This is a genomic window from Flagellatimonas centrodinii (genome assembly GCF_016918765.2).
In the GTDB taxonomy this organism is placed as follows: Bacteria; Pseudomonadota; Gammaproteobacteria; order Nevskiales; family Nevskiaceae; genus Polycyclovorans; species Polycyclovorans centrodinii.
Map to the genome: position 1 here is coordinate 284,721 of NZ_CP092104.1, position 18,637 is coordinate 303,357.

Here is an 18,637-nt window from a genome sequence, read left to right on the forward strand (position 1 = left end):
TTAGATCGCGCCCACGGCTTTGTCGTAGGCTTCACTCATTAGGTCGTCCATAGACTTCGATTCGCCCTTAGCCGGCAGTCCATCTGCGCCCTTGACGCGCACCCCAGACGCCGCCTTTGCCTTCGCAGCCTTTTCGGACTGCTGCCGGCTCGCGGCGGCCTGCTGCTGTTGCAGCAAAATTGTGCGGATGTCAGGACGCGCCCAGACCGCCATCTCGTAGGCGTCTTGCAGTGTCTTTGCACGTTCAGCGGCAAGCAGGGCGGCCATCTCTTCCCGCACAGACTCAAAGTGGGGATGAAGCGGTTGCCCGCTTGCATCGACTTCGTTCTGGAAAGACAAAATGCCTTCGGAAATCTCCGAATCCTGCTGTTGCCGCTTTGTCAGCTCCTGCTGGCGGATCTGGTTCTCCAGGGCACTCACTCGCTGCATTGCCTGCAGGTAGAGTTGGTCCTGTTGCCCGTTCCCGCCGAGGGATACGCCAAACTGGGTTGCAAGCTGTCGAATCGTCCCTTGGGGGTCCCGGCGCAAGGACGCTGCCGTCTGCAGGAGGTTCTGCACGGCCGTAATCGGCGTGCCGCCCTCTGCAGCAATCATGTCCTTGTAGGGGCCAATAGCCTGTTCGAACTGCTCTGCAATCTGCTTGACGCTTGAAAGTTCGTTGTTGCGCTGGTGGAAGTGCCGATCGCGGCTCTTTTCCTGCTCCGCCACAACCTTCTGTAGTTCGCGGGGAAGCTGCGTAAACGCTTCCTTGCTTTCCGTTGACCAGGTCGCCGGGGCCGCAATGGCCGGCTCGTCCTCAGGCGCCACGCCGCCCTCTTCCCCCGTCTCCGGCTCAGCAGGCTCTTCCGCCTCGGATTCCGTATCTTCATACGGGGCAGGCTCTTCCGGCTCGTCTGGCTCTGCAGATGCCTTGTCAAACGCCTTGCTCATCAACTCGTCAAGGTCGGACATGCTCTGCTCTTCATTTTCGGGCGGGTTCATTTCTGAGCGCTCCTTGTGGGGGAATCCTTGAGATGCTTGAAGTCGCGAGGACCAAGCTCGATACAGCCGTGACGCTTGAGGTCGTTGCGGCGTGCGCGGCGTCCGTCAATCACCTCGCCAGTGACCGGCGACTGGTACGGCTGGATATCCCCTCGGACATAAAAAAGCGCCCTAGTGGGCGCTTGGTAGTCTTCGGCGGGGATTAGGTCTTTACTGCCTCTGGGCTGTATCCAGCGGGGCATTCGCGGCCTCCATCTGTTTCATGCTTATGTCGGCCTGCAGTTCCATCTGCTTTCGCTGGGTTTCAGCCGCCTCTCGCATTTGAGCCCGCTGTGTTTCACCCTGTTGGCGCATCTGTTCCTTTTGCAGCTCCGTCTGAGCCTCGATCTGCGCCTTCTGCGCGTTGCCTTGGGCCTGCTGCTCTAGCTGCTGGTTCTTCTGCTGCAGATCCTGCATCTGCTGCTGCATCTGCTGAACCTGCTGCTGCACCTGCGGCGGGATTTGGGATTGCTGTTGGCCTTCCTGCTCATCAAAGACCGCTTCCACATCGCGACCCAATTTGAACCGACGCACAGATGCGAGAATCAGCGTCTTAGCCTGCTGCTGATCCATCAGGCCGCCCTGCACCGCTGGAGTAAGGCCCTGCACCATTTGCGAAATGCCGCCAAGCAGCTGCGTCACAGCCTCCTTGTCCGCCTGCTCGTTTGGCGCAATGGTGGAGTCGGTCTCCACGTCAATGCGGTACTCGCGCACGCCCTGGTCGCGCAACATCGCCATCATTTCAGGGGTGATATCAAGCCCCGTCATGCGCGCCAGCGTCTCAGGCTGGAACTGCTCCGCCATGATCTCGGCGGCAAGCCTCAGCAGGTCCCGGGCGAAGCGCTGTACGTCACGCTGGCGCCGCTGAATCCGCAGGCCGCCGTACTGGGCCTTAATGTTCTGCGCCGTGGCCGTCTCCGACGCCGCCGACACGCCACGCAGAATGTCGGACAGGCCCGTGATTTCGTAGATGTTCTGCTTGACTTGCTCTCGTTGCTGGTAGAGCGACGCTACGATCCCACCGATCTCGGCAATCGGCAGCTTCCAGATGGCCTTATCCAAGCCACCTTTCTCAATCAGATGGCCCACGTCCGCAGCAGGGATAAACTCGTTATCCCCTGCCTGCATGAGTTGCGACATCTCGCCGATGGTTGAGTCATAGATGCCGTTATTGCGCATCCCGCTGATGAGCTTGGTCAGCCGGTTGGTCAGCCGGTCAAGCTCCTCGGCCTGCGATCGGTAGATCTCGAACTCCGCCTGCGGGACCAGCGATTCGGTCATATCCACGGTATACAACGGGCGGGGGCAGTCGTAGAACCCCTCCAAATCCAATGGCACCTTGGACTTGTAAAGAATCTCATCCTCCCCGGTGGCCGGAATGAATGTGATCGTCCTATCAGAGCGATCCCAGATCTCATAGACCTTCGCCCTGTCATGAATGCTGAGCGGATCGTTATCCTCTTCCTTTCGCTCACCGTCTTCGGTTGTGCGAATGTCAAGATTGAGGCCCTTGCCCTTCTCGCCGAACTTCTCAAGCAGCTCTTTGCGGGTCATGTGGTGCTCGTAGGCAATCCACGGCACGTCCTCCCACCGCCGAGCCGGGCCCAGATGCACCCGATCCCACGGCACCAGCTCAAATGCAACCTTCTCGTCAGTCAGGCGCTCCGACTGCTCCGTCACAAGCTCGCCGTCCTCGCCCTCCACCTCGATGGATCCCGACTCAAGGGTCGGCACGTACCGAACCCTGGCCAGGCCCCGCCCCGGCAGAACGTAATCAAACACGGCAGCAGCGAACGTCGAATCGAAGTCATCAAGCTCCATCGAAACCGATAGCGCCCGCTCCAGACACTCAGCGACTGCCCTGCCGACGGGATCAGCGTCACGGTATCGGCGCCGAACATCAGGCTTCGGCGGCTGCGCGTAAACTGCAGAACGCAGCGTCTCCGTGTTCCCATAGAGGATGTTGTAGCCACGGGCGTCACGGCGATCATTCTCAAGGCCTCCCGAACGGGACTCCCCCCGATACCGATCAATGGCCGCCTTCGCGACGTCACGCCAGTGTCTTTCCTGTTTCTCAGACAAGCGAATCTCTGCGCGCCACTGTTCGACAGGGCTGCGCGCTTCTTTCTCGTCCACGTTATTCCTCCGGCTGAACCAGCGTCAGCCCGAGCCGCGCCAACGCGGCAAACGGCTCGTCGGCAATAATTCTTATCACGTCAAGAACCCTCCGCGACCAGTCCGTCGACAACCAATTGCGCTCTCCACGCAGAGGCAATGATCCAGCGCCCCTCGTTCGATGGATGAACGCCATCGTTGTTGTGATCGTAGATCGGGTTCAGATTGCCTGAACCATCATTCAACGCAGCGACATAGCTCCCGATGCGCGCATCAACCCCCGTTATCGGGTTCGCGCCCACCCCGGCGATTGCTTCGTTCACATCCAGCCATGCTTGGTAAACATCCCCGGAGGCACCAGCCTCTAGCCAAGCTCTACATGGTGTTAGCTGGCAAACATACGTCTTACACCCAACAGGCTTGTCAGCGTTCACCGTGTCGATAAGGTCTTGCAAGTCACCAATGATCTCTACCGCCGTTTTAGTCTCATTCCCGACGTAGGTATTGATGTCATTAAGTCCGATCTGCACAAAGACGGCCTGAAGCGCTTGTTTCCCGGTTAATGCGGACCAGTCTGCGAGCTGGTCAGATATCCTGTCCCCGGCTCTTGCGATGTTCGCGCCGCCGGATTCCATTCCCGCGATGAATGCTGGCACAGTCCAGGTTGACGAGGGGAGGCCTCCTGGAATGCTGTTGAAAGCGGTTGTAGAATCTCCAAGGGCAGCGGCCACACACCCATGCGCGTTAACCCATCGCCCGATTGCGTCTTTTTCAACGGGGGTAAGCAAGCGATCAATCAGAACAAATTTGTGCATTATTATTCTTGTGTCGAGCAGGGCGTTATTTGTGGCAGCGACTGAAACCGGCTGGTTGGTCAACCCAGGCGCCTCATTGACACTCCCCGACGTGCTGCTGGCAAGCGTTACCCCGCGCATCCGAATAGAAAACTGGTCATCCACTGAGGGCTGAGTGTAGTCAACTTCTGCGATGATGGTGTGTGTTCGTGAGCCAGCCTCTCCAGTTGGCACCTCAACGGCCGGTGGGGTGGTGGTCTGAGCACCGGTCGCGTCGCGGGCATCTAGCGCCTCAAAACGCAAGCGCACAGAGCCCGCAGTTGACAATGCCGTGTACTGGCCAACCTCCGATAACGATGTGAATGTCACTTGCGCGTCTTTCCATATCGACATGGCTATTGTCATCTTTCGTGACGACGAAAGATCAACGTTTGATGTGTTCAATAAGTTGTCGAATCCATCGAATCGTGCTCCACGAAACGCCATTGCGGTAACCAGCCTCACGGAAACGGCGCTTATTGTTCCGGCGTAAGCGGCGTCGGCCACGATTTCTATCGTGTTGTTTCCGCTGACTGCTATCAATATTTCTGTGAAACTCGCGGAAGCGTTCTTGCTTGACGCCCCCGTAACGTTTGTCCCTCCTGAAAAACGAACCGATACGGTACCTGCGGTGCGTGTCATGTTGACAAAGACCATGTACGTCGACCCGGCGTCAACGTCGATACTCGCGGACAAGTTCGATGCAACCCCGGCTGTTTTTGCCGCCACCCCGCCGGAAATCGTCCAGCCTGTACCTTTCACCCAATCGGCGTCCGCCGAGAACCGAGGGTTCGGCACCAAGTCGTCGTCCGCAAGCAACGTCGGAACTCCGCCTTCATAAGGTTGCCGAACAACGGTGCCTTGCGAGAACGAGTTACCATTTCCACTTAGATCAGGCTGCGACGTGATTTTGTCAGACGGAGGTGTAACTACTCCGCTGAAATCGGCAATGATGCCCTGCTCGCCGTTGGCGAATAGGGACAGGGGGTTGAACACAGCCCCGCCCTGCTTGCGCCTCCGTGTCGCCAGAAAGATTACATTCCGCGACATCACTCAAACTCAGTGAAGTACACCGTGCCTGTGCCGCTGGCCAGAATGGCCGCGAGGTTCGTATGCGCCCCAATGTCCACAACGCGACTTTCGCCGGCTGGGATCGGGTAGTCAGTGACCGCAGCAGTCACCGTGACATCGCCGGCCTTCAGGAAAGCAATAGCGCTCGTCGCGTTGAATATCTCGACGGGACCTGAGCTGCCCACCGCTCGCGCAGTCCGAGCCGACGAGGTACTTGCGCTGATGCTTTTGGTTCCCTTCACGCCTGGCGCCTCCAAAACATGGTCAGTCATCTCTCAGCCTCTTTCGGCGGTTCGCCGCGATAAGTTCATTGATCGTCAGATCGGTTTCCCAGCGCGGCGGCGGGTTCCTGGGTTTCGGCGGCGGCTCTGCTCGCCATGCAATAGCAAGCATTCGGAAGGCGTCGGCTGGATGCGAGGTCCAGTCATGCCGAGGTCGATCCCGAAAGCACTTTCGTTCGTCATCCCACTCGCGCTGATACTGCGCAAGGGCGCTAAGTCCTTGCATCGTGGTTTCTTCGTTGAACCAACACTGCGGGAGCGTGAGCCGAACGGCCTGAATGCCGTCCTGCAAGCTCAGACGTGGGACGATGCGGATCTTCTGCCGCCCGAAGTGTGCAGCCAGCTGCTGCTCAATGCTCCTGCCATTGCCTGCCAAGGTCTTCGCCTTCGCGTCGTGAGGCAGCCACAGCGTGCCGACGTTGCCGCCAGTCTTGGACTTCACCAGATCGGCATACCAGTCAACCGTGTGCCCGTTGCTGGAGTGAAAATCGATGACCCGAATCTCACCGGAAACGACCTGATAGAACCAGATCGAGGTGTCGTCTGAGTACCCAAGGTCCCACGCCGCGTGAATTGGGAACGCATCGTCAGCATCGACCTTCCCAACTCGCCCATCAGCATGCAAACGGGCCAACTCGCGGCCGTAATACGCGCCAAGGATTGCCGACTCGAACGAACAGAAATACTCCTGCTCAATCAGCGCATCCCCAGCCTCAGCGCCGTAGATGCCGTGATACTCGCGCCGCTGTTCCTCTACAGCCTCCAGACTGATCGCCCCGGTCTTCCTGACATCCAGCACTTCCGAGAACCAGTCCGGCGACTGTCGGGCCATCTGTAGCGTGCTGTGCGCGTGGTTCTTGCCTCGCGGCGTCGTGATGAACGCGGCCCATCCGCCATTTTCGTTCAAGATTGGCGACAGATACGCCCAGGCAGCTGGATTGCTCAGCGCCCACTCCGACAACACTAGACCGGCGGGCGGCGAACCAACCGTGCTGTTGAATCGGTCAGACCCAACAACCTGCCATGTCGATCCGTTCTTGAAACGGATGAACATCTCCTGTTCATTCGTGTTGTCACGAACGGCCGGAGGAAACGCCTCATCAATCCGGCGCTTCCCGGTATGCGGATTGATGGCCGCCCAGATCGCTTTCCTGCCCTGGGAATACTCCGGCAGCATGTGCCAGTAGGTCGCCGGGCGCTCGAAAGCCTTCACAGCCGCAAGGTGAAGACATACGTCGTCCTTGCCGGCCCGTCGGTGCCAGATCCCAATCGCTCGCTTGCCGCCCCTCTCGAAGTAATCCCACATGCGCCGCTGATAAGGGCGCGGAGCCCACTTATTCGGGAGCCGGATCGTCGGCAAAGCGCACTACCTGGATCAGCAACGGGTCGCCCCCGGGGCCGCTCGCTTCGACACTCGAAAGCTTCGCGTGGATATACGGCGCTGCGTCCTTCGCGTAAACGAACGCAGCACATGCCCCCTTGCTTTCGTAGGCCTCCTTCATCGCTTCCAGCATGACTTCAAGCGGCGTGATGCCAAGCTCTTCGGCCTTCCGCTGCATGTCGCGGGTTTTGTTGTTCGGCGTTCCCTTCTTGCGGCCGCCGGTCTTGTATCCCTTAGCCATGTCTACAACTGTCTACTTTTGAGGCATGGTTGCACATGGCGCGCTCCTTGAAGCTCGGCAGGGTTCGAATATCTGTGCTGCCACGCTCCGAACAGTAATAAATGCCCCGCAAGCGGGGCGCCCGTCGCACTCAGGGTGCAGGACACGGGAAACGAAAACCCCGGCATCGCAAGCGAGAGGCCGGGGTGTTGATCAACGCCGGGTCATGACTCCCGGCGGCTGCACTGGGCGCACCTTTGTGCAGTCTCGAATGCCCTGCGCCAAACCAACGCAGGGCCAGGAACGACGAAGCCCCGCCGGTTAGCAGGGCTTCAGTGACACTCGTTCCATGCTCTGAATTATCGGGAATTTTTACGGGTGCGCAAGCCCCACCCTCACACGTGCACCCTTTCCACCAGTCGCTTCAGCCTTGAGGCGGTGCCTGCAAGCATCATCAGGCGTGGGACGAAGGCGGCCCTGACGCGGGATAGCTCTGCGCTGACGTGCTGCTGTGACAGCCCCATCTCGGCGGCAGTCTCGGATTGGTTCATGCCAGCAGCGCGGCACAGCAGCAGCATCCTCCAGCGCTCGGGCATCTGCATGATGATGGTGTTCACGCCTGCGGGCCAGAAGTGGGCCTGCGACTCCTCCTCGCACAGCCGGGCCAGCACAGGGTCAGAGTGATCGATGTTCGACCGGATGCGGCTGGCGAACACCTCCCACACCCGTTCCGATTCCTCGGCGTTGTCGGCGCTGGAACGAACCGGTGAGCGGCGCTCGTGGAACTCGGCCAGGATCCATTCGATCCACGCATGCAGCGCGCAGTCGATGAGCCGGTCTTCGGATTTTCGAGTCTTACGCGGCATTTCGCATGCGCTCCCATGTGAGTGTGCGGATTCGGTCAGTGGCCTCGCGGCCCCGGGTGATCTGCATTGCGCGGAGCCGGTCGGCGCGGTCGGCATTGCTGGCCAGCGCTGCCAGTTCGTCGGCCAGAGCGGCATCGACAGCGGTCTGACACTCGGCCATGTGCGCCGCTCGGTCCTCGTCGCTCTCGAACGTGATCAGGCCCTGGCGCATCAAGCGGCATCCTGGTATTGACCATCGTTGACAAGCGGCGCTCCGGGCTCGCGTAGCGGCACTCCGGTCACGAGCGCCAGCTTGGTGGCCTCCCAAACGGCACTCTTCATGTCGGCAACAAACCGGGCCGGATGCCCGTGCTTGTCCAGCCGCTCCACCGCGCGAAGGAACGATTCGACGACCTGCCGGGCTTCGGGTCCGGTCAATGCGCTGGCGATCTCTTGGGCGTGGGTGCGCATCAGGCAGACACCTCAACAACGGTGATCCGCACGCCTGGCGCATCTAGCGCTTCCGGGTCCTCGCCGGGAAATACCTTGGCCAGTCGGTCGTACTCAATAACCCGCGCATCGTCCCGCCAGATGCCAGCCTCAGTGAGCGCGTCTTCCGTGGACCGAGCCAGCTTTGACAGATCAGGCATTCGCATTGGGAACGTGCGCCGCGTCTTGGGGGCGCTGGCTGGCTTCGGCATGGTGAAAACCATCCGAACTCGCACTGGGGCGTCGATTGGGGTTGCCCCGGCGCGGACTTCCAGCGCTGCCGCTTTCACGTCCTGACGCCATGGCCGAACCTTTTTGCTGGATTCGACCATCACCCCGTTGCCGACGTGCCTCTTGCTCCCTTGGGGGGCTGGGCTGCCGTAAACCACGATGCTGATCGTCATGATGTTCTCCTTTGCAATGGCATATCGGCCTGCGGCGTCGGCCGGCGCTGGTTGAAGTCGCGGCGCAGGCGGCGCACGTCTGCCGGCCGCTCGCGCACGATGCTGATGGCCTGGCAGTAAAGGTCGGACAGCGGCATGTCGTCGGGCTCGCACTGGTCGAACATGGTGTCCAGGGCGCGCTCCAGCAGTTCCCGCTCGCGTTCAGTGATCTGCATAGCCGGCCATCCTCAGGGCGGTGTTCTGCTGCTGCAGCAGCTCGTCATTGGTGCCGAACCGGGCCCTGAACGGCTTTGCGCCGTGTGCAAGGCTGGGGCCGTAGATCCGTGTGGCCTGTTCGCGGCTGTAGTGGCTGACGCCGCGGTGGTGGAATTGGCAGAGGCCGATGGTGTGGTCTTGGCTGATGGTTCGGCCGCAGTCGGTGAGATGGTGGATCTCGGCCGCCACCCAGCCGATGCCCTCACTCATGCACAGCAGGCAGCCCAGTTCCCGGATGTTGTCCTGCCGCCGCTGCTGGGCCTGCGTGGGCCGGGGAATGGCGCGCTGCAATGGCATCAGGCGGCCATCCTCTCGGCTTCCTCGATCCACGCCTTGAACTGCGGATCCGTCCAGGCCACCGACCGCTGGCTGCCGAATGCGCTGATCAGTTCGATGGCGGCCGCGAACTTCTTGCGGCTCAGGCGCTGGCTGCTGCGGCTCAGCACGATGAACCCCGGCCCCTCCGGGTTCGGCACCGACCGCATGCCGTGCAGCACCGCCATGAACATGCCCCGCCAGTCATCCTTGCTCAGCCGCTGGCCCAGGGGGCAATCGCTGACGTGGACGTACTCGCCGGCCTCGGTCATGCGGACTTGCTTGGCCAGGTCACCGCACATCGCGTTCAGCCGGCGGCGCTGCATCTCCGTGTGCTCATCCAGCGGCTTGACCAGTACGCTCACGCCGGCATCAGCATCCGCCTGGATGGCCGCGATCACGTCGGGTAGACGTGACCGCAGCTCATCCCTGCCAGTGATGGTGATCGCCTCGCTCATGCGGCGTCCTGCAACAGCTCGCCCTGCCGCTGCATCACCACCAGCCGGATCTCGTGGCCGTGGAACTCGGTCAGCTTGGCGATCTGTTCGGCGGTGGGGTTCGCCTGCACCCGCAGCTTCACGTCGACCAGGCCGGCGGGGCGCGGCGTGATCTGAACCTTGTTGACGTTGGCGTGCTCGAACTCGACGCCGTGGCCCAGTTCGGTCTTCATCGACACGCTGGCGCCGGTCATTTCCCGGGTGAGGCGAATCTGGTCAACGTCGACACACGCCAGCTCGCCGCGGTCGGTCCAGAGCTGGCCCAGCACGTCCTTGTAGCCGTGGTCGCTGTGGAACAGCCCCTTCACGGCCTTGTTGCCCAGCTCGGCTTTCAGGGTCACGTCGATGGCGATGGGGCCCTCGTCCTCCCCCGCTTTCTCGCGCCGGATGTTGATGCTCGAAACTTCGAACATCGCGTTCACTTTCTCGATCGATCCACTCATGGTCACTCCTGGTAGGTATCCGCGTCTTCAAGGACTCTTTCCAGCTCGCGGAAGCGCTGGGTCAGTGCGTCAAACTCGAAGTCGGCATCCGGCCATACGGCAGGGCCGACACGGTTCTTGGGAAAGCCGATGGAGATCGGACGACGGTTCTTGCTGCGGTCGTCCTTGTCGCAATGGAGCATCATCACGATGTCGGCGTCCTGCTCGATGTTCCCGCTGTCGCGTAGGTCAGCGAGGCCCGGGCGGCGGTTGTCGGTGTCGCATGAGCGGTTGAGCTGCGAGACGGCGATCACCGGCACGTCCAGGCGCTTCGCCAGCTGTTTCAGCGACCGACTGATGAGCCCCATCTGTTCGTTGCGGGACGGCATGCGGGCTGTCTCGACCAGGCCCATGTGGTCAACGGCAATCCAGCCGATCCCGTGGCGCGCCTTCGCAACGGTCGCCCGGGCCGAAATGGCGTCCAGGTTGTAGGTGTCGGTGTCGATCCACAGCGGGATGTCGCCGAGCTTCGTCATGGCGTCGGTTGCCTGGCTCACCTCGTCGGGGCTGGCGGTGCCGCGAAGCAGCCGGGAAAGCACCACGTCACCGGCAAGGGCCATGCCGCGCACCACGAGTTCGTCGCGGCCCATCTCCAGGCTGAAGATCATCCCGCCGGAGCCCCGGGCGGCGTTGCGCAGTGCGAACTGGTTCAGCACCGCGGTCTTGCCGCAGCTCGGCCGTGCCGCAAGGATCATCAAGCGGGGCCCGTGCAGGCCGCCGAGGATGTGGTCGACCGTCGGCAGGCCGAACGTCATGCCCAGCTTGCCGCCGGCGCGGTGCTTGGCCTGCGCGTCGGCGATCATCTGGCCGGCCTCGGAATAGGCTGCCGACCAGCGGAGGGCATCCGAGCCGCGGCGCGCCACGATGCCGGTTGCCGCCGAGATCAGCCGGCCCACGATCTCGTCCGGCCCCTCCTCGGCCTCCAGCGCCTCACGGCAGGCCGCGTGCAGCATCCGGACCCGCGATGCCTCGACCAGCTTGCCGCAGTAGCTGCCGATGTTGGCCGGGCTGCCGTACCAGTCACGCATCAGCCCGGTGACCCACTCCGGCCGCAGGTCGGTTCGGGCCATGGCAATGGCGAGATCCGGCCCTGGTGGGTGTTCGCGAATCACCGCCCATGCCGTCACGGCGTCCGCCGCGGTGAAGTCGCCCTCCCCGATCAAATCCAGAGCCACGTTGCGAGCATCGGCGTCCTGAGCGCACAGCCCCAGCACCGTCTGCTCCAGCTCCCACTGCACCTTCGCGGCGGCGCTCATACCACCACCTCGTCACGGCGGACGGGGGCAGATGCCGGCGGCTTCGGCGGCGGCCCCTTCGGCGCGAACAGGCCCTGCCAGCCGGCGTTGATGCTGGTGTTGATGATCTCGGTCGGGTCGTAGCCCTGCCCCCGCCACTTCGCTAGGTCGGCGATCTGGCGGGAAGCGCTGGCTTCCGTCAGCGGCTTGCGCATCTGCCGCCGAGCCTCACACCACGCCGCCCACGTTTCCCGGGGCAGCCAGGTCGGCAGGTCGAGCGCCGTCGGGTCGAAGGCGATTTTGGTTTTCCGGCCAGCAGCCCCCGGCGACGGCCCCGAATCGTCCACGGCCTCACCTCCCCCCTCAGGGGGGTTGGGGGGTTCTTCTTTTCCTTTCCCTTCCCTTCCCTTCCCTTCCGGGGGTGAACGTTCGGCGAACACCTGTCGTTCACCCTTCGATTTCTTGCTTGCCTGCCGCCTTTTCGCGGGGCCTTCAGGGACAGTGCCGTCCTCCATCGGGTACTTGTACGAAGGCTGATCAATCTTCTGGTGATGCCATCCAGTGACCGCCCAATAAGCCTCTCCGTCGATCTCATACTCCCGGATAAGCCCCTCGTCTATGCATTCGCCGATCATTCGCCGAACATCCTCCGAACGTACGTCGTCCGCTGGCATGACTTCGGCCTTCAGGCGCTTGAGGCTCGCCGGGTGGATCCCCGCGTCGTCGCAGAAATTCCAGAGGCCGATGAACAGAAGTCGAGCGTTCGGCGAAAGGTTCATGACCTGTTCGCTGGTCCAGAATTCAGGCTTGATGGTCCTGATCCGTGCCATCAGCGCCCCCTCACCATCGCCAGCCGCTCAGCGTCCAGCCGCTGGGTCACCTCTGGCCGGCGCAGCGCCTTGATCTCCAGCGCCAGCGCAACCGCCCTGATGGCCCGCTGCTGGTCACCGCACTGGCGGCTGTAGCGCATCAGATGCTCCCTGGCGGCCTCCAGGGCGCAGTCAGCCCGCTGCTCAGGGGTAGCAGGTTCTGGAAGTGCCACGGGTGGCCGATTCAGCGTCAGCATGTTCATGCCGCCTTCTCCAGGGCCTGTAGCTCAGCCTTGAGCTGGGCGCGGCGCTGCTCGGTCGGGTCTGCGTAGAACTCCCCTCCCCTGGCGTGGCAGTCCCACTGTGTCAGTGCCAGCGAGCCGGTGATGCGCTCGAAGCGCTCCTGCTGCTGGTCATTCCAGTACCGCATGCCGCGCACAAGCCTGGAGAGGTGGCCGGCATCCATGGGCATACGCTCGGCAATACGTTCCTGGTCCATGCCGCAATGGCGCAGGGCCAGATAGGCGGCGTCCGCCTTCGAGCGGCACAGGGCCACCTCAGCCCGGGAATGCAGGTGCAGCGGCCGCGACGGGCTGCCGATCAGGGGGAGCTCAGTCTGTTTGGGGATCATGGTTGCCACCGGTTGCCAGTAGTTGCCAACAGTTGCCAGACCCGAGGCCAGAAAATGCAGGGCATGGGATCAGACGAATTTCGGACGCAAAAAAGCCCCGGCCATCAAGACCGGGGCGGAATGCACGCAGGCCCCAAACGCGCTTGCTCGACGCGGGGGATAGGGTGTCTGCGTGGGAGGAGATCATTAAGCCGCCTCTTGAGTAGGGGCCGGACCGAAGATGTTCGGCCTAAGTTCGTGCCTACTGATTCCGGTAGCGCGCTCAACATCCAGCGCCTTGTCATCCGACACCTGACCTCGCGCTCGCCAATTGCACACGACCTGCGTGCTCACGCCGACACTACGGGCCAAACTAGACGGGCCACCAGCCGCAACAATTGCTCTTTCGATTGGGGTCATGAACGCACAATAAACGTTTGGTTTGCGTTTCGCAAACGTTGCGTTTGTTGCATTGCCTGCCCGCCCGGAAAACACTTCGTTTAGATGGCAAGACTCCCCTTTACGACCGTCGAATCATGGATGCAGCGAGAGAACCTCAAGGCTGTTGAGGCCGCTCGCCGCTTCGGTGTGTCCTCCCAGGTGTTCAACGGGTGGCGCAAGCGCGGTCGCGTTTCGGCCGACAAGTCAGACGCGGTTCGCGCCGCGATTCGAGCCGCCGGCACGCAGTACCCGCCTTACAGCTCAGAGGCGCGGCGCAGCGAGCCTCCCCCGGCCGACTGGGTGCGCCGTAGAGGAAGGAAACAGGAAGAGCTGGTTACTATCGCGCAGAACTTCGCCGCAACGCTGCCGGACGACGTGGCGGATGCGATAAAGAACATGATCTTGGTCAGCGCCGCAGCTGCGTTACGTGCCGCTGAAATCGCACCTGATGAGGAGAGGAAATGAAGAAGATCCCTGCCGTAGTTCTCGTGGCTTTGCTCTCCGCCTGCGGGGGTGGGGGCGATTCTTCCGACGAGCCCGGCGCCGATGCCAGGGGATTGTACGAAGGTCAGTTTTCGCAGTCCGGACAAACTTTCCAGCTGGCGGCCGTCGTTGGATCAGATCAAAGGGCGTTTCTCCTGAGCCTTGATGCGGGCGCGCTCTATGCCGGGCAGATCAACACGGCCGCAACAAGTCTGTCAGGGGCACTGACCGCCTACGAAATAACCAGCGGATCGGACTTTTCACTTGTTGCCGAGCGTGCCGGGATATCGACCATCACCGGCATCGTCACGCCGATGTCAGGGATTTCCGGGAACTACTCAACCAGCTTCGGCCCCCCCGGCACGTTTGCCCTCACATATGACGAACGATCGGGGGATGCCCCGTCCCTCGCCTCAATCTCAGGCGTCTATTCCTCGCAGGACCCGATCAGCGGCTTCTCGATGTCAGCGTCGGTGGACATTGATGGGTCCCTTACGGCGTCCGATTCCGATGGCTGCAACTACACCGGGGCGATATCGATCCCTGATTCAACGCTGAATCTGTACGACGCAGCAGTGACTGGATCATGCCCTGGGCAGGCCGCCGAAACTCTGACGGGCTTTGTCGTCAGCACCGATCCGGCATCAGCAAGCGGGCTTCTGATCCTTCTCGCAAACAATGCGCTTGCAGTCGCTGCGTTCCTGGCTGAGGCGCCCACACAGCCCTAGCTTTAGCGGAACGAACGGCCGAGGCGATGGTCGCCTCGGTTTTTTTTCGTTCATGTCGCAAACATTGCGTTTGCATTTTGCAAACGTGTCGTTTATTGTTCTCCCTACACCAACGGGAGAACGCCATGCCCAGCAGCACCCCAACCACCGGTACCACTGTCCGCATCCGCTTCGGCCGCCTGCGCGGCAGGCTCGGTGAGGTTCTGCGCATTGAGGGCCGGCACGCCAGCGTGGCCTGCGCCGGCTCCCGCCCTGTCCTGCTGCCAATCGCCGAGCTGGAGGTGGTGCTGTGACGGACATGCCCTGCCGCGTGACCCTGGACCTCAACGCTCATCTGGCTGGCGAGGAAGCCCGCGAGGCGGCTGAGGAAGCGTTCTACGACGACCTGATGGCTGACGAGATTGCCGACGGCCTGGCTGACGAGGCCATGGTGATCGAGGCCATTGCCGAGTCCGACATGACCGACCTGCTGGCGATGATGGCCGAGGCACGCAGCCTTGAGACGCGCCGTCGGGATGCGTCGAGCGTGTACCGCGAGATCGGCGCCAAGGTGATGAAGACCACGGTCGACTACATCACGAAGTGCCGGGATGGGAAGGTGCGGGATCTGTGCGTTGAGATGGGGGAAGCGGCATGACCCACCTCTCCCACCCCATCCGCGCCGCTGACTACCCCCCGCACACCCGGGTGGTGGACGTCGTGGCCCTGCTGGCCCGCCAGGGCATGGCCCTCCGGTCTACCCGCATGGGCCTGATCGCCATCCGCCGCCGTCCGCAGGGAGGGCCGCCCCGTGCTGCGTGAGCCCATCGAAGTGTCGGCCACGGTGCTGACCAACGACCCCAAGACGGCCCGGGCCATCAAGAACCAGATGAAGTTCCTCGGCCGCCAGTTCGGCGTCGACGTCGAGGTGCGCATCTGGGAGCCCCTTACTGCCCGGGGATTGCTCGGGCGCATCTACCGCGCTCTGAGGGCGCGGGTTCATGTAGCGAACACCACTGAAGGAGCATGACATGCCTCTCAAGATCGTAAAGGCTTCCGACCCCATCACCGTTGAGCAGATCACCACCTGCTTGTATGGCCCCCCGGGGATCGGGAAGACCTCCCTGGCGTTCACCGCAAACGCTCCGCTGCTGATCGACTTCGACAACGGCGCGCACCGGGCGGAGAACCGCAAAGACACCGTTCAGGTAAGCCAGTGGAGCGAGGTCGAAAGCATCACCGCCGAGGATCTGGCGCCCTACCAGACGGTGATTGTCGACACTGCTGGGCGCGCTCTGGACGTCCTGACCGCCGACCTGATCCGCAAGGACTCCAAGATGAAGGGACGCGGTGGCGCCTTGTCGTTGCAGGGGTACGGGGCGCTCAAAACCTCGTTCATTGGCTGGTTGAAGCTGCTGCACTCGTTGCGGAAGGACGTGGTGTTGATCGCTCACATGGACGAGCAGCGCAACGGCGACGAAGTCATCGAGCGCCTGGATGTCCAGGGTGGCAGCAAAGGCGAGATCTACAAGGTAGCCGACGCAATGGGGCGGCTTCTGATTGCTCAAGGGGCGCGGTGGCTCAACTTCAATCCCACCGACACGGCATTCGGAAAGAACCCGGCCCAGCTCCAGGCGATGCAGATTCCCCACCCTGAAAAGGACCCGGCGTTCCTCGCAGGAGTCATCACTGGGATCAAGAGCAAGCTGAACGAGGCCAGCGAGGCAGCCATGGCGGAACAGGCCAGGGTGAACGAGCTGCGGGAGAGCTTCCAGCAACTCGACAGCGCCGACGCGTTCACCAAGAAGGCCAAGGAGCTTTCTGCTGCCGAGCCGAAGATCAAAGGAATCCTGAACGCCACAGCACAAGCGAAGGGCTTCGTCTACGACCAAAAGGAAAAGGCCTTCATCCTCCGCCAGCCAGAGGCCGCGTGATGCGAGTCTCGGTATCCGACATCGATAGCTTCCTGTACTGGGAGCGGCAGGAGGATGGTGACACCGAGGCATTGGTGCGCCGTCTCCGTCGCCTTGATCCTCCATCCGAGCAAATGCTTGCCGGAACCGCACTCCACAAGGCACTGGAGCTGGCGGTGGATGGCGACTACACAAAACTGGAGGCAGACGGCTACATCTTCACCTTCAATTTTGATGCGGTCATCGCAATCCCTGAGCTCCGCGAAATCAAAGCCGAGAAGGCCTATTCCATCGACGGCCGCCAGGTCTTGATGGTGGGCAAAGTGGATGCTGTCGAGGGACGGCGCGTCGATGACCACAAGTCCACCGCGAGGTTCGACCCGGACCGGTTCGTTCAGTCGTACCAGTGGCGGTTCTACCTCGACATTTTCGATGCCGATCACTTCCGGTGGAACGTCTTCGAGACCAAAGAGCTTGGCTCCAAGGTCTACCTGATCAATTCGGTCCAGTGCCTGGAACAGTGGCGATACCCGGGAATGCGGGAGGACTGTGAAGCGGTGCTGTCGAGGTTTCTCAGCTTCGTCGACGTTCACCTGCCCGAGCGATCACGCCAAGAATTGGAGGCCGCATGAAATCCCGCGCCCGCTTCGGCGAGACCAACCCCATGTCCCGCCACCCCGACAGCGCCGTCGTCCGCGCCCGCGAGCTGCACGCCAATGGCAAGGGGCTGGTGAGCGTTCGCAAAGCCCTGGAAGCCGAGGGCATCCACGTCAGCAAAGACACCCTGGCCGGCTGGCTCGATGGCCGCAACCGCGTATCTGCCGGCGGGCCAATGCGGGGTGACGCATGAGCCGCCGCCGCAACATCCGCGCACAGCGCCGGCTGAAGGACCGCATGCGCTGGGAGCACGTCATGCCGCAGAAGAAGGGGCGGCGCCGGTGAGCATCGTCGTGCCGTCGCAATCGCGCGAATCAGCAATCCACTCAGCACGGGTCGCCCTCGCCGAATCCCGCAAACGCCTGGCGATGGGCCATCGCGGCTTTGCGTTCACGCTGCTGGAGTGGGCCGGCAATGCCCGGCGCCGAGCTGCTGCGATGCCGAGGCCGCCGCAACAGGTGGAGCTGTTCTGATGGCCGACGAAACCAAACTCGGCCCCCGCACATACCTCGCCGGCCCCATGACCGGCCTGCCCGACTACAACTATCCCGCGTTCAATGCAGAGGCTGCGCGGCTGCGATCGCTCGGCATGCACATCGAGAACCCTGCCGAGAATCCCGAGAAAGCGTCGTGGGAAGCGTATCTGCGGCAGGCCCTGACCCAGATGCTGACATGCGACTGCATCCACTTCCTGCCCGGCTGGACCAAGAGCCGAGGTGCGACATTGGAGTTCATCGTCGCGTACCGGCTGGGGGTGGTCATGACATTCGCGCCCGGCGCAGAGCCGGCGTATGACCCGGATCGGATGGCGTTCGGCAGCGCAGCAGACGAGGTGCCGCAGACGTGAGCGACCTAATCCGACTCACCGATAAAGGCCAACTGAAGGGTGTCTTCTGGATCAAGGCCGAAACTCCTCACGATGTCCTTGGCAGAATCAAGGCAGCGCGATATGGCAACCCATGCCTCAGGAACACTGGGAGTGACATAAGCCACATTGTGGTTTTGCTTGGTTTCTGCAGCAATCACGAAGGACTCAACGATCGAAAGATACGCACTTGCGCTTGCTGTCATCGTTGCGTACGCCTTCACCTGCACCTCTTCAAGAACGCTCACGTCGATGCGAAGGCTTGCAACAAGCTTCAGCGTACTCACTTTGCAGATCAGCCGAAGTCGGCCCGCGGGTTGGCTAACGGCCAACCGTATCGCCATATCCGAAAAACGACTGCAGTCAACCAGGAGCCGGCAACTTGTGTGAACCAATTCAGCACGAGTGACTGCCCGGCGACGTTGGAGATCAATGTCCCGCCGCGCATCAGCCTCCTCTCGATCACGCCGCCTTTCTTCAACGGATTCCCGCCGCTGTCGCTCGCGCTGTCGGCTCTCATGAAAAGCGATTCCGACGACCACTACCAAGGCGATAACCGACGCCCAAGCCTGCAACCACTCTGGCTCAATCGGTATCCCCTGAATCATTGGAATAAAAGGGATAGCGAGCACGAAACCAACAAACAGCCCAAGCGAGGCAGCAGTGCCACAGTTCAACCAATTCAGGATCTTCTCACGCATGCAATGGG

General features: G+C 61.9%; 31 protein-coding genes. 11 read left to right on the plus strand and 20 right to left on the minus strand.

The genetic code is table 11. The features are described from left to right. From JN531_RS01370 to JN531_RS17390, 19 genes are all read right to left on the minus strand, one after another. The gene (locus JN531_RS01370; RefSeq protein WP_228347064.1) at positions 1 to 981 is read right to left on the minus strand and encodes a hypothetical protein; all 981 of its coding nucleotides are present in this window, start codon (positions 979 to 981) and stop codon (positions 1 to 3) included. Between the two features lie 210 nt (positions 982 to 1,191). Beyond that, entirely contained in the window at positions 1,192 to 3,156 is a 1,965-nt protein-coding gene (locus JN531_RS01375) for a hypothetical protein (protein ID WP_228347065.1), read from the minus strand. Positions 3,157 to 3,236: 80 nt separating this feature from the next. Beyond that, a complete protein-coding gene (locus tag JN531_RS01380; protein ID WP_228347066.1) occupies positions 3,237 to 4,964 on the minus strand; it encodes an SGNH/GDSL hydrolase family protein in 1,728 nt (575 codons plus the stop codon). Positions 4,965 to 5,017: 53 nt separating this feature from the next. After that, a complete protein-coding gene (locus tag JN531_RS01385; protein ID WP_228347067.1) occupies positions 5,018 to 5,311 on the minus strand; it encodes a hypothetical protein in 294 nt (97 codons plus the stop codon). Then, positions 5,304 to 6,626 carry a hypothetical protein gene (locus JN531_RS01390; protein ID WP_228347068.1) on the minus strand — a complete coding sequence of 441 codons (1,323 nt, stop codon included), beginning with the start codon at positions 6,624 to 6,626 and terminating at the stop codon, positions 5,304 to 5,306. The genes JN531_RS01385 and JN531_RS01390 overlap by 8 nt, the downstream gene beginning before the upstream one ends. Positions 6,627 to 6,654: 28 nt before the next feature. Continuing rightward, positions 6,655 to 6,942: a hypothetical protein gene (locus JN531_RS01395; protein ID WP_228347069.1), complete on the minus strand. Its 288-nt coding sequence runs from the start codon at positions 6,940 to 6,942 to the stop codon at positions 6,655 to 6,657. Between the two features lie 374 nt (positions 6,943 to 7,316). Continuing rightward, entirely contained in the window at positions 7,317 to 7,787 is a 471-nt protein-coding gene (locus JN531_RS01400; protein ID WP_228347070.1) for a sigma-70 RNA polymerase sigma factor region 4 domain-containing protein, read from the minus strand. Then, positions 7,777 to 7,998, minus strand: coding sequence for a hypothetical protein (locus JN531_RS01405; RefSeq protein WP_228347071.1), 222 nt, complete (start codon positions 7,996 to 7,998; stop codon positions 7,777 to 7,779). The genes JN531_RS01400 and JN531_RS01405 overlap by 11 nt, the downstream gene beginning before the upstream one ends. Continuing rightward, positions 7,998 to 8,237 (minus strand): hypothetical protein, encoded by a 240-nt coding sequence (locus JN531_RS01410; RefSeq protein ID WP_228347072.1) that lies wholly within the window; start codon positions 8,235 to 8,237, stop codon positions 7,998 to 8,000. Before JN531_RS01410 ends, JN531_RS01405 begins: the two co-directional genes overlap by 1 nt. Then, positions 8,237 to 8,659, minus strand: coding sequence for a RusA family crossover junction endodeoxyribonuclease (locus tag JN531_RS01415; protein ID WP_228347073.1), 423 nt, complete (start codon positions 8,657 to 8,659; stop codon positions 8,237 to 8,239). The genes JN531_RS01410 and JN531_RS01415 overlap by 1 nt, the downstream gene beginning before the upstream one ends. Then, on the minus strand, positions 8,656 to 8,874 hold the full coding sequence (locus tag JN531_RS01420) for a hypothetical protein (RefSeq protein ID WP_228347074.1): 219 nt from the start codon (positions 8,872 to 8,874) through the stop codon (positions 8,656 to 8,658). The genes JN531_RS01415 and JN531_RS01420 overlap by 4 nt, the downstream gene beginning before the upstream one ends. Next, a complete protein-coding gene (locus tag JN531_RS01425) occupies positions 8,861 to 9,211 on the minus strand; it encodes a Ref family recombination enhancement nuclease (protein WP_228347075.1) in 351 nt (116 codons plus the stop codon). The genes JN531_RS01420 and JN531_RS01425 overlap by 14 nt, the downstream gene beginning before the upstream one ends. Continuing rightward, positions 9,211 to 9,687, minus strand: coding sequence for a recombination protein NinB (locus JN531_RS01430; protein WP_228347076.1), 477 nt, complete (start codon positions 9,685 to 9,687; stop codon positions 9,211 to 9,213). Before JN531_RS01430 ends, JN531_RS01425 begins: the two co-directional genes overlap by 1 nt. Next, positions 9,684 to 10,169 (minus strand): hypothetical protein, encoded by a 486-nt coding sequence (locus tag JN531_RS01435; RefSeq protein ID WP_228347077.1) that lies wholly within the window; start codon positions 10,167 to 10,169, stop codon positions 9,684 to 9,686. Before JN531_RS01435 ends, JN531_RS01430 begins: the two co-directional genes overlap by 4 nt. Positions 10,170 to 10,171: 2 nt before the next feature. Continuing rightward, positions 10,172 to 11,464, minus strand: a complete 1,293-nt coding sequence (locus JN531_RS01440) for a replicative DNA helicase (protein WP_228347078.1) — start codon at positions 11,462 to 11,464, stop codon at positions 10,172 to 10,174. Further along, positions 11,461 to 12,273, minus strand: a complete 813-nt coding sequence (locus JN531_RS01445) for a phage replication initiator YdaU family protein (protein ID WP_228347079.1) — start codon at positions 12,271 to 12,273, stop codon at positions 11,461 to 11,463. The genes JN531_RS01440 and JN531_RS01445 overlap by 4 nt, the downstream gene beginning before the upstream one ends. Next, positions 12,273 to 12,515, minus strand: coding sequence for a hypothetical protein (locus tag JN531_RS01450; RefSeq protein ID WP_228347080.1), 243 nt, complete (start codon positions 12,513 to 12,515; stop codon positions 12,273 to 12,275). The genes JN531_RS01445 and JN531_RS01450 overlap by 1 nt, the downstream gene beginning before the upstream one ends. Then, positions 12,512 to 12,883 (minus strand): hypothetical protein, encoded by a 372-nt coding sequence (locus JN531_RS01455; protein ID WP_228347081.1) that lies wholly within the window; start codon positions 12,881 to 12,883, stop codon positions 12,512 to 12,514. Before JN531_RS01455 ends, JN531_RS01450 begins: the two co-directional genes overlap by 4 nt. A gap of 186 nt (positions 12,884 to 13,069) precedes the next feature. Next, on the minus strand, positions 13,070 to 13,282 hold the full coding sequence (locus JN531_RS17390; protein ID WP_366522389.1) for a transcriptional regulator: 213 nt from the start codon (positions 13,280 to 13,282) through the stop codon (positions 13,070 to 13,072). Positions 13,283 to 13,366: 84 nt separating this feature from the next. On the opposite strand from JN531_RS17390, the gene JN531_RS01460 reads away from it, so the two are divergent. The 11 genes from JN531_RS01460 (at position 13,367) to JN531_RS01510 (ending at position 17,910) form a co-directional block, all read left to right on the plus strand. Continuing rightward, on the plus strand, positions 13,367 to 13,768 hold the full coding sequence (locus JN531_RS01460) for an apurinic/apyrimidinic endonuclease family protein (RefSeq protein ID WP_228347082.1): 402 nt from the start codon (positions 13,367 to 13,369) through the stop codon (positions 13,766 to 13,768). Continuing rightward, on the plus strand, positions 13,765 to 14,514 hold the full coding sequence (locus tag JN531_RS01465; RefSeq protein WP_228347083.1) for a hypothetical protein: 750 nt from the start codon (positions 13,765 to 13,767) through the stop codon (positions 14,512 to 14,514). Before JN531_RS01460 ends, JN531_RS01465 begins: the two co-directional genes overlap by 4 nt. Before the next feature lie 125 nt (positions 14,515 to 14,639). After that, complete coding sequence (locus JN531_RS01470) at positions 14,640 to 14,807, plus strand: hypothetical protein (RefSeq protein WP_228347084.1); 168 nt, start codon at positions 14,640 to 14,642, stop codon at positions 14,805 to 14,807. A gap of 5 nt (positions 14,808 to 14,812) precedes the next feature. Next, positions 14,813 to 15,151, plus strand: coding sequence for a hypothetical protein (locus JN531_RS01475; RefSeq protein ID WP_228347085.1), 339 nt, complete (start codon positions 14,813 to 14,815; stop codon positions 15,149 to 15,151). Beyond that, entirely contained in the window at positions 15,148 to 15,315 is a 168-nt protein-coding gene (locus JN531_RS01480; RefSeq protein WP_228347086.1) for a hypothetical protein, read from the plus strand. Before JN531_RS01475 ends, JN531_RS01480 begins: the two co-directional genes overlap by 4 nt. Then, a complete protein-coding gene (locus tag JN531_RS01485; protein WP_228347087.1) occupies positions 15,305 to 15,523 on the plus strand; it encodes a hypothetical protein in 219 nt (72 codons plus the stop codon). The genes JN531_RS01480 and JN531_RS01485 overlap by 11 nt, the downstream gene beginning before the upstream one ends. 1 nt (position 15,524) lies before the next feature. After that, positions 15,525 to 16,427, plus strand: a complete 903-nt coding sequence (locus JN531_RS01490) for an ATP-binding protein (RefSeq protein WP_228347088.1) — start codon at positions 15,525 to 15,527, stop codon at positions 16,425 to 16,427. Further along, a complete protein-coding gene (locus JN531_RS01495) occupies positions 16,427 to 17,038 on the plus strand; it encodes a hypothetical protein (RefSeq protein WP_228347089.1) in 612 nt (203 codons plus the stop codon). Before JN531_RS01490 ends, JN531_RS01495 begins: the two co-directional genes overlap by 1 nt. Next, a complete protein-coding gene (locus tag JN531_RS01500; RefSeq protein WP_228347090.1) occupies positions 17,035 to 17,256 on the plus strand; it encodes a hypothetical protein in 222 nt (73 codons plus the stop codon). The genes JN531_RS01495 and JN531_RS01500 overlap by 4 nt, the downstream gene beginning before the upstream one ends. 88 nt (positions 17,257 to 17,344) lie before the next feature. Next, the gene (locus JN531_RS01505; RefSeq protein WP_228347091.1) at positions 17,345 to 17,536 is read left to right on the plus strand and encodes a hypothetical protein; all 192 of its coding nucleotides are present in this window, start codon (positions 17,345 to 17,347) and stop codon (positions 17,534 to 17,536) included. Beyond that, the gene (locus tag JN531_RS01510; RefSeq protein WP_228347092.1) at positions 17,536 to 17,910 is read left to right on the plus strand and encodes a DUF4406 domain-containing protein; all 375 of its coding nucleotides are present in this window, start codon (positions 17,536 to 17,538) and stop codon (positions 17,908 to 17,910) included. The genes JN531_RS01505 and JN531_RS01510 overlap by 1 nt, the downstream gene beginning before the upstream one ends. A gap of 5 nt (positions 17,911 to 17,915) precedes the next feature. Here the strand turns inward: JN531_RS01510 and JN531_RS01515 are convergent, their stop codons facing one another. Beyond that, the gene (locus tag JN531_RS01515; RefSeq protein WP_228347093.1) at positions 17,916 to 18,629 is read right to left on the minus strand and encodes a hypothetical protein; all 714 of its coding nucleotides are present in this window, start codon (positions 18,627 to 18,629) and stop codon (positions 17,916 to 17,918) included. Between the last annotated feature and the right edge of the window lie 8 nt (positions 18,630 to 18,637).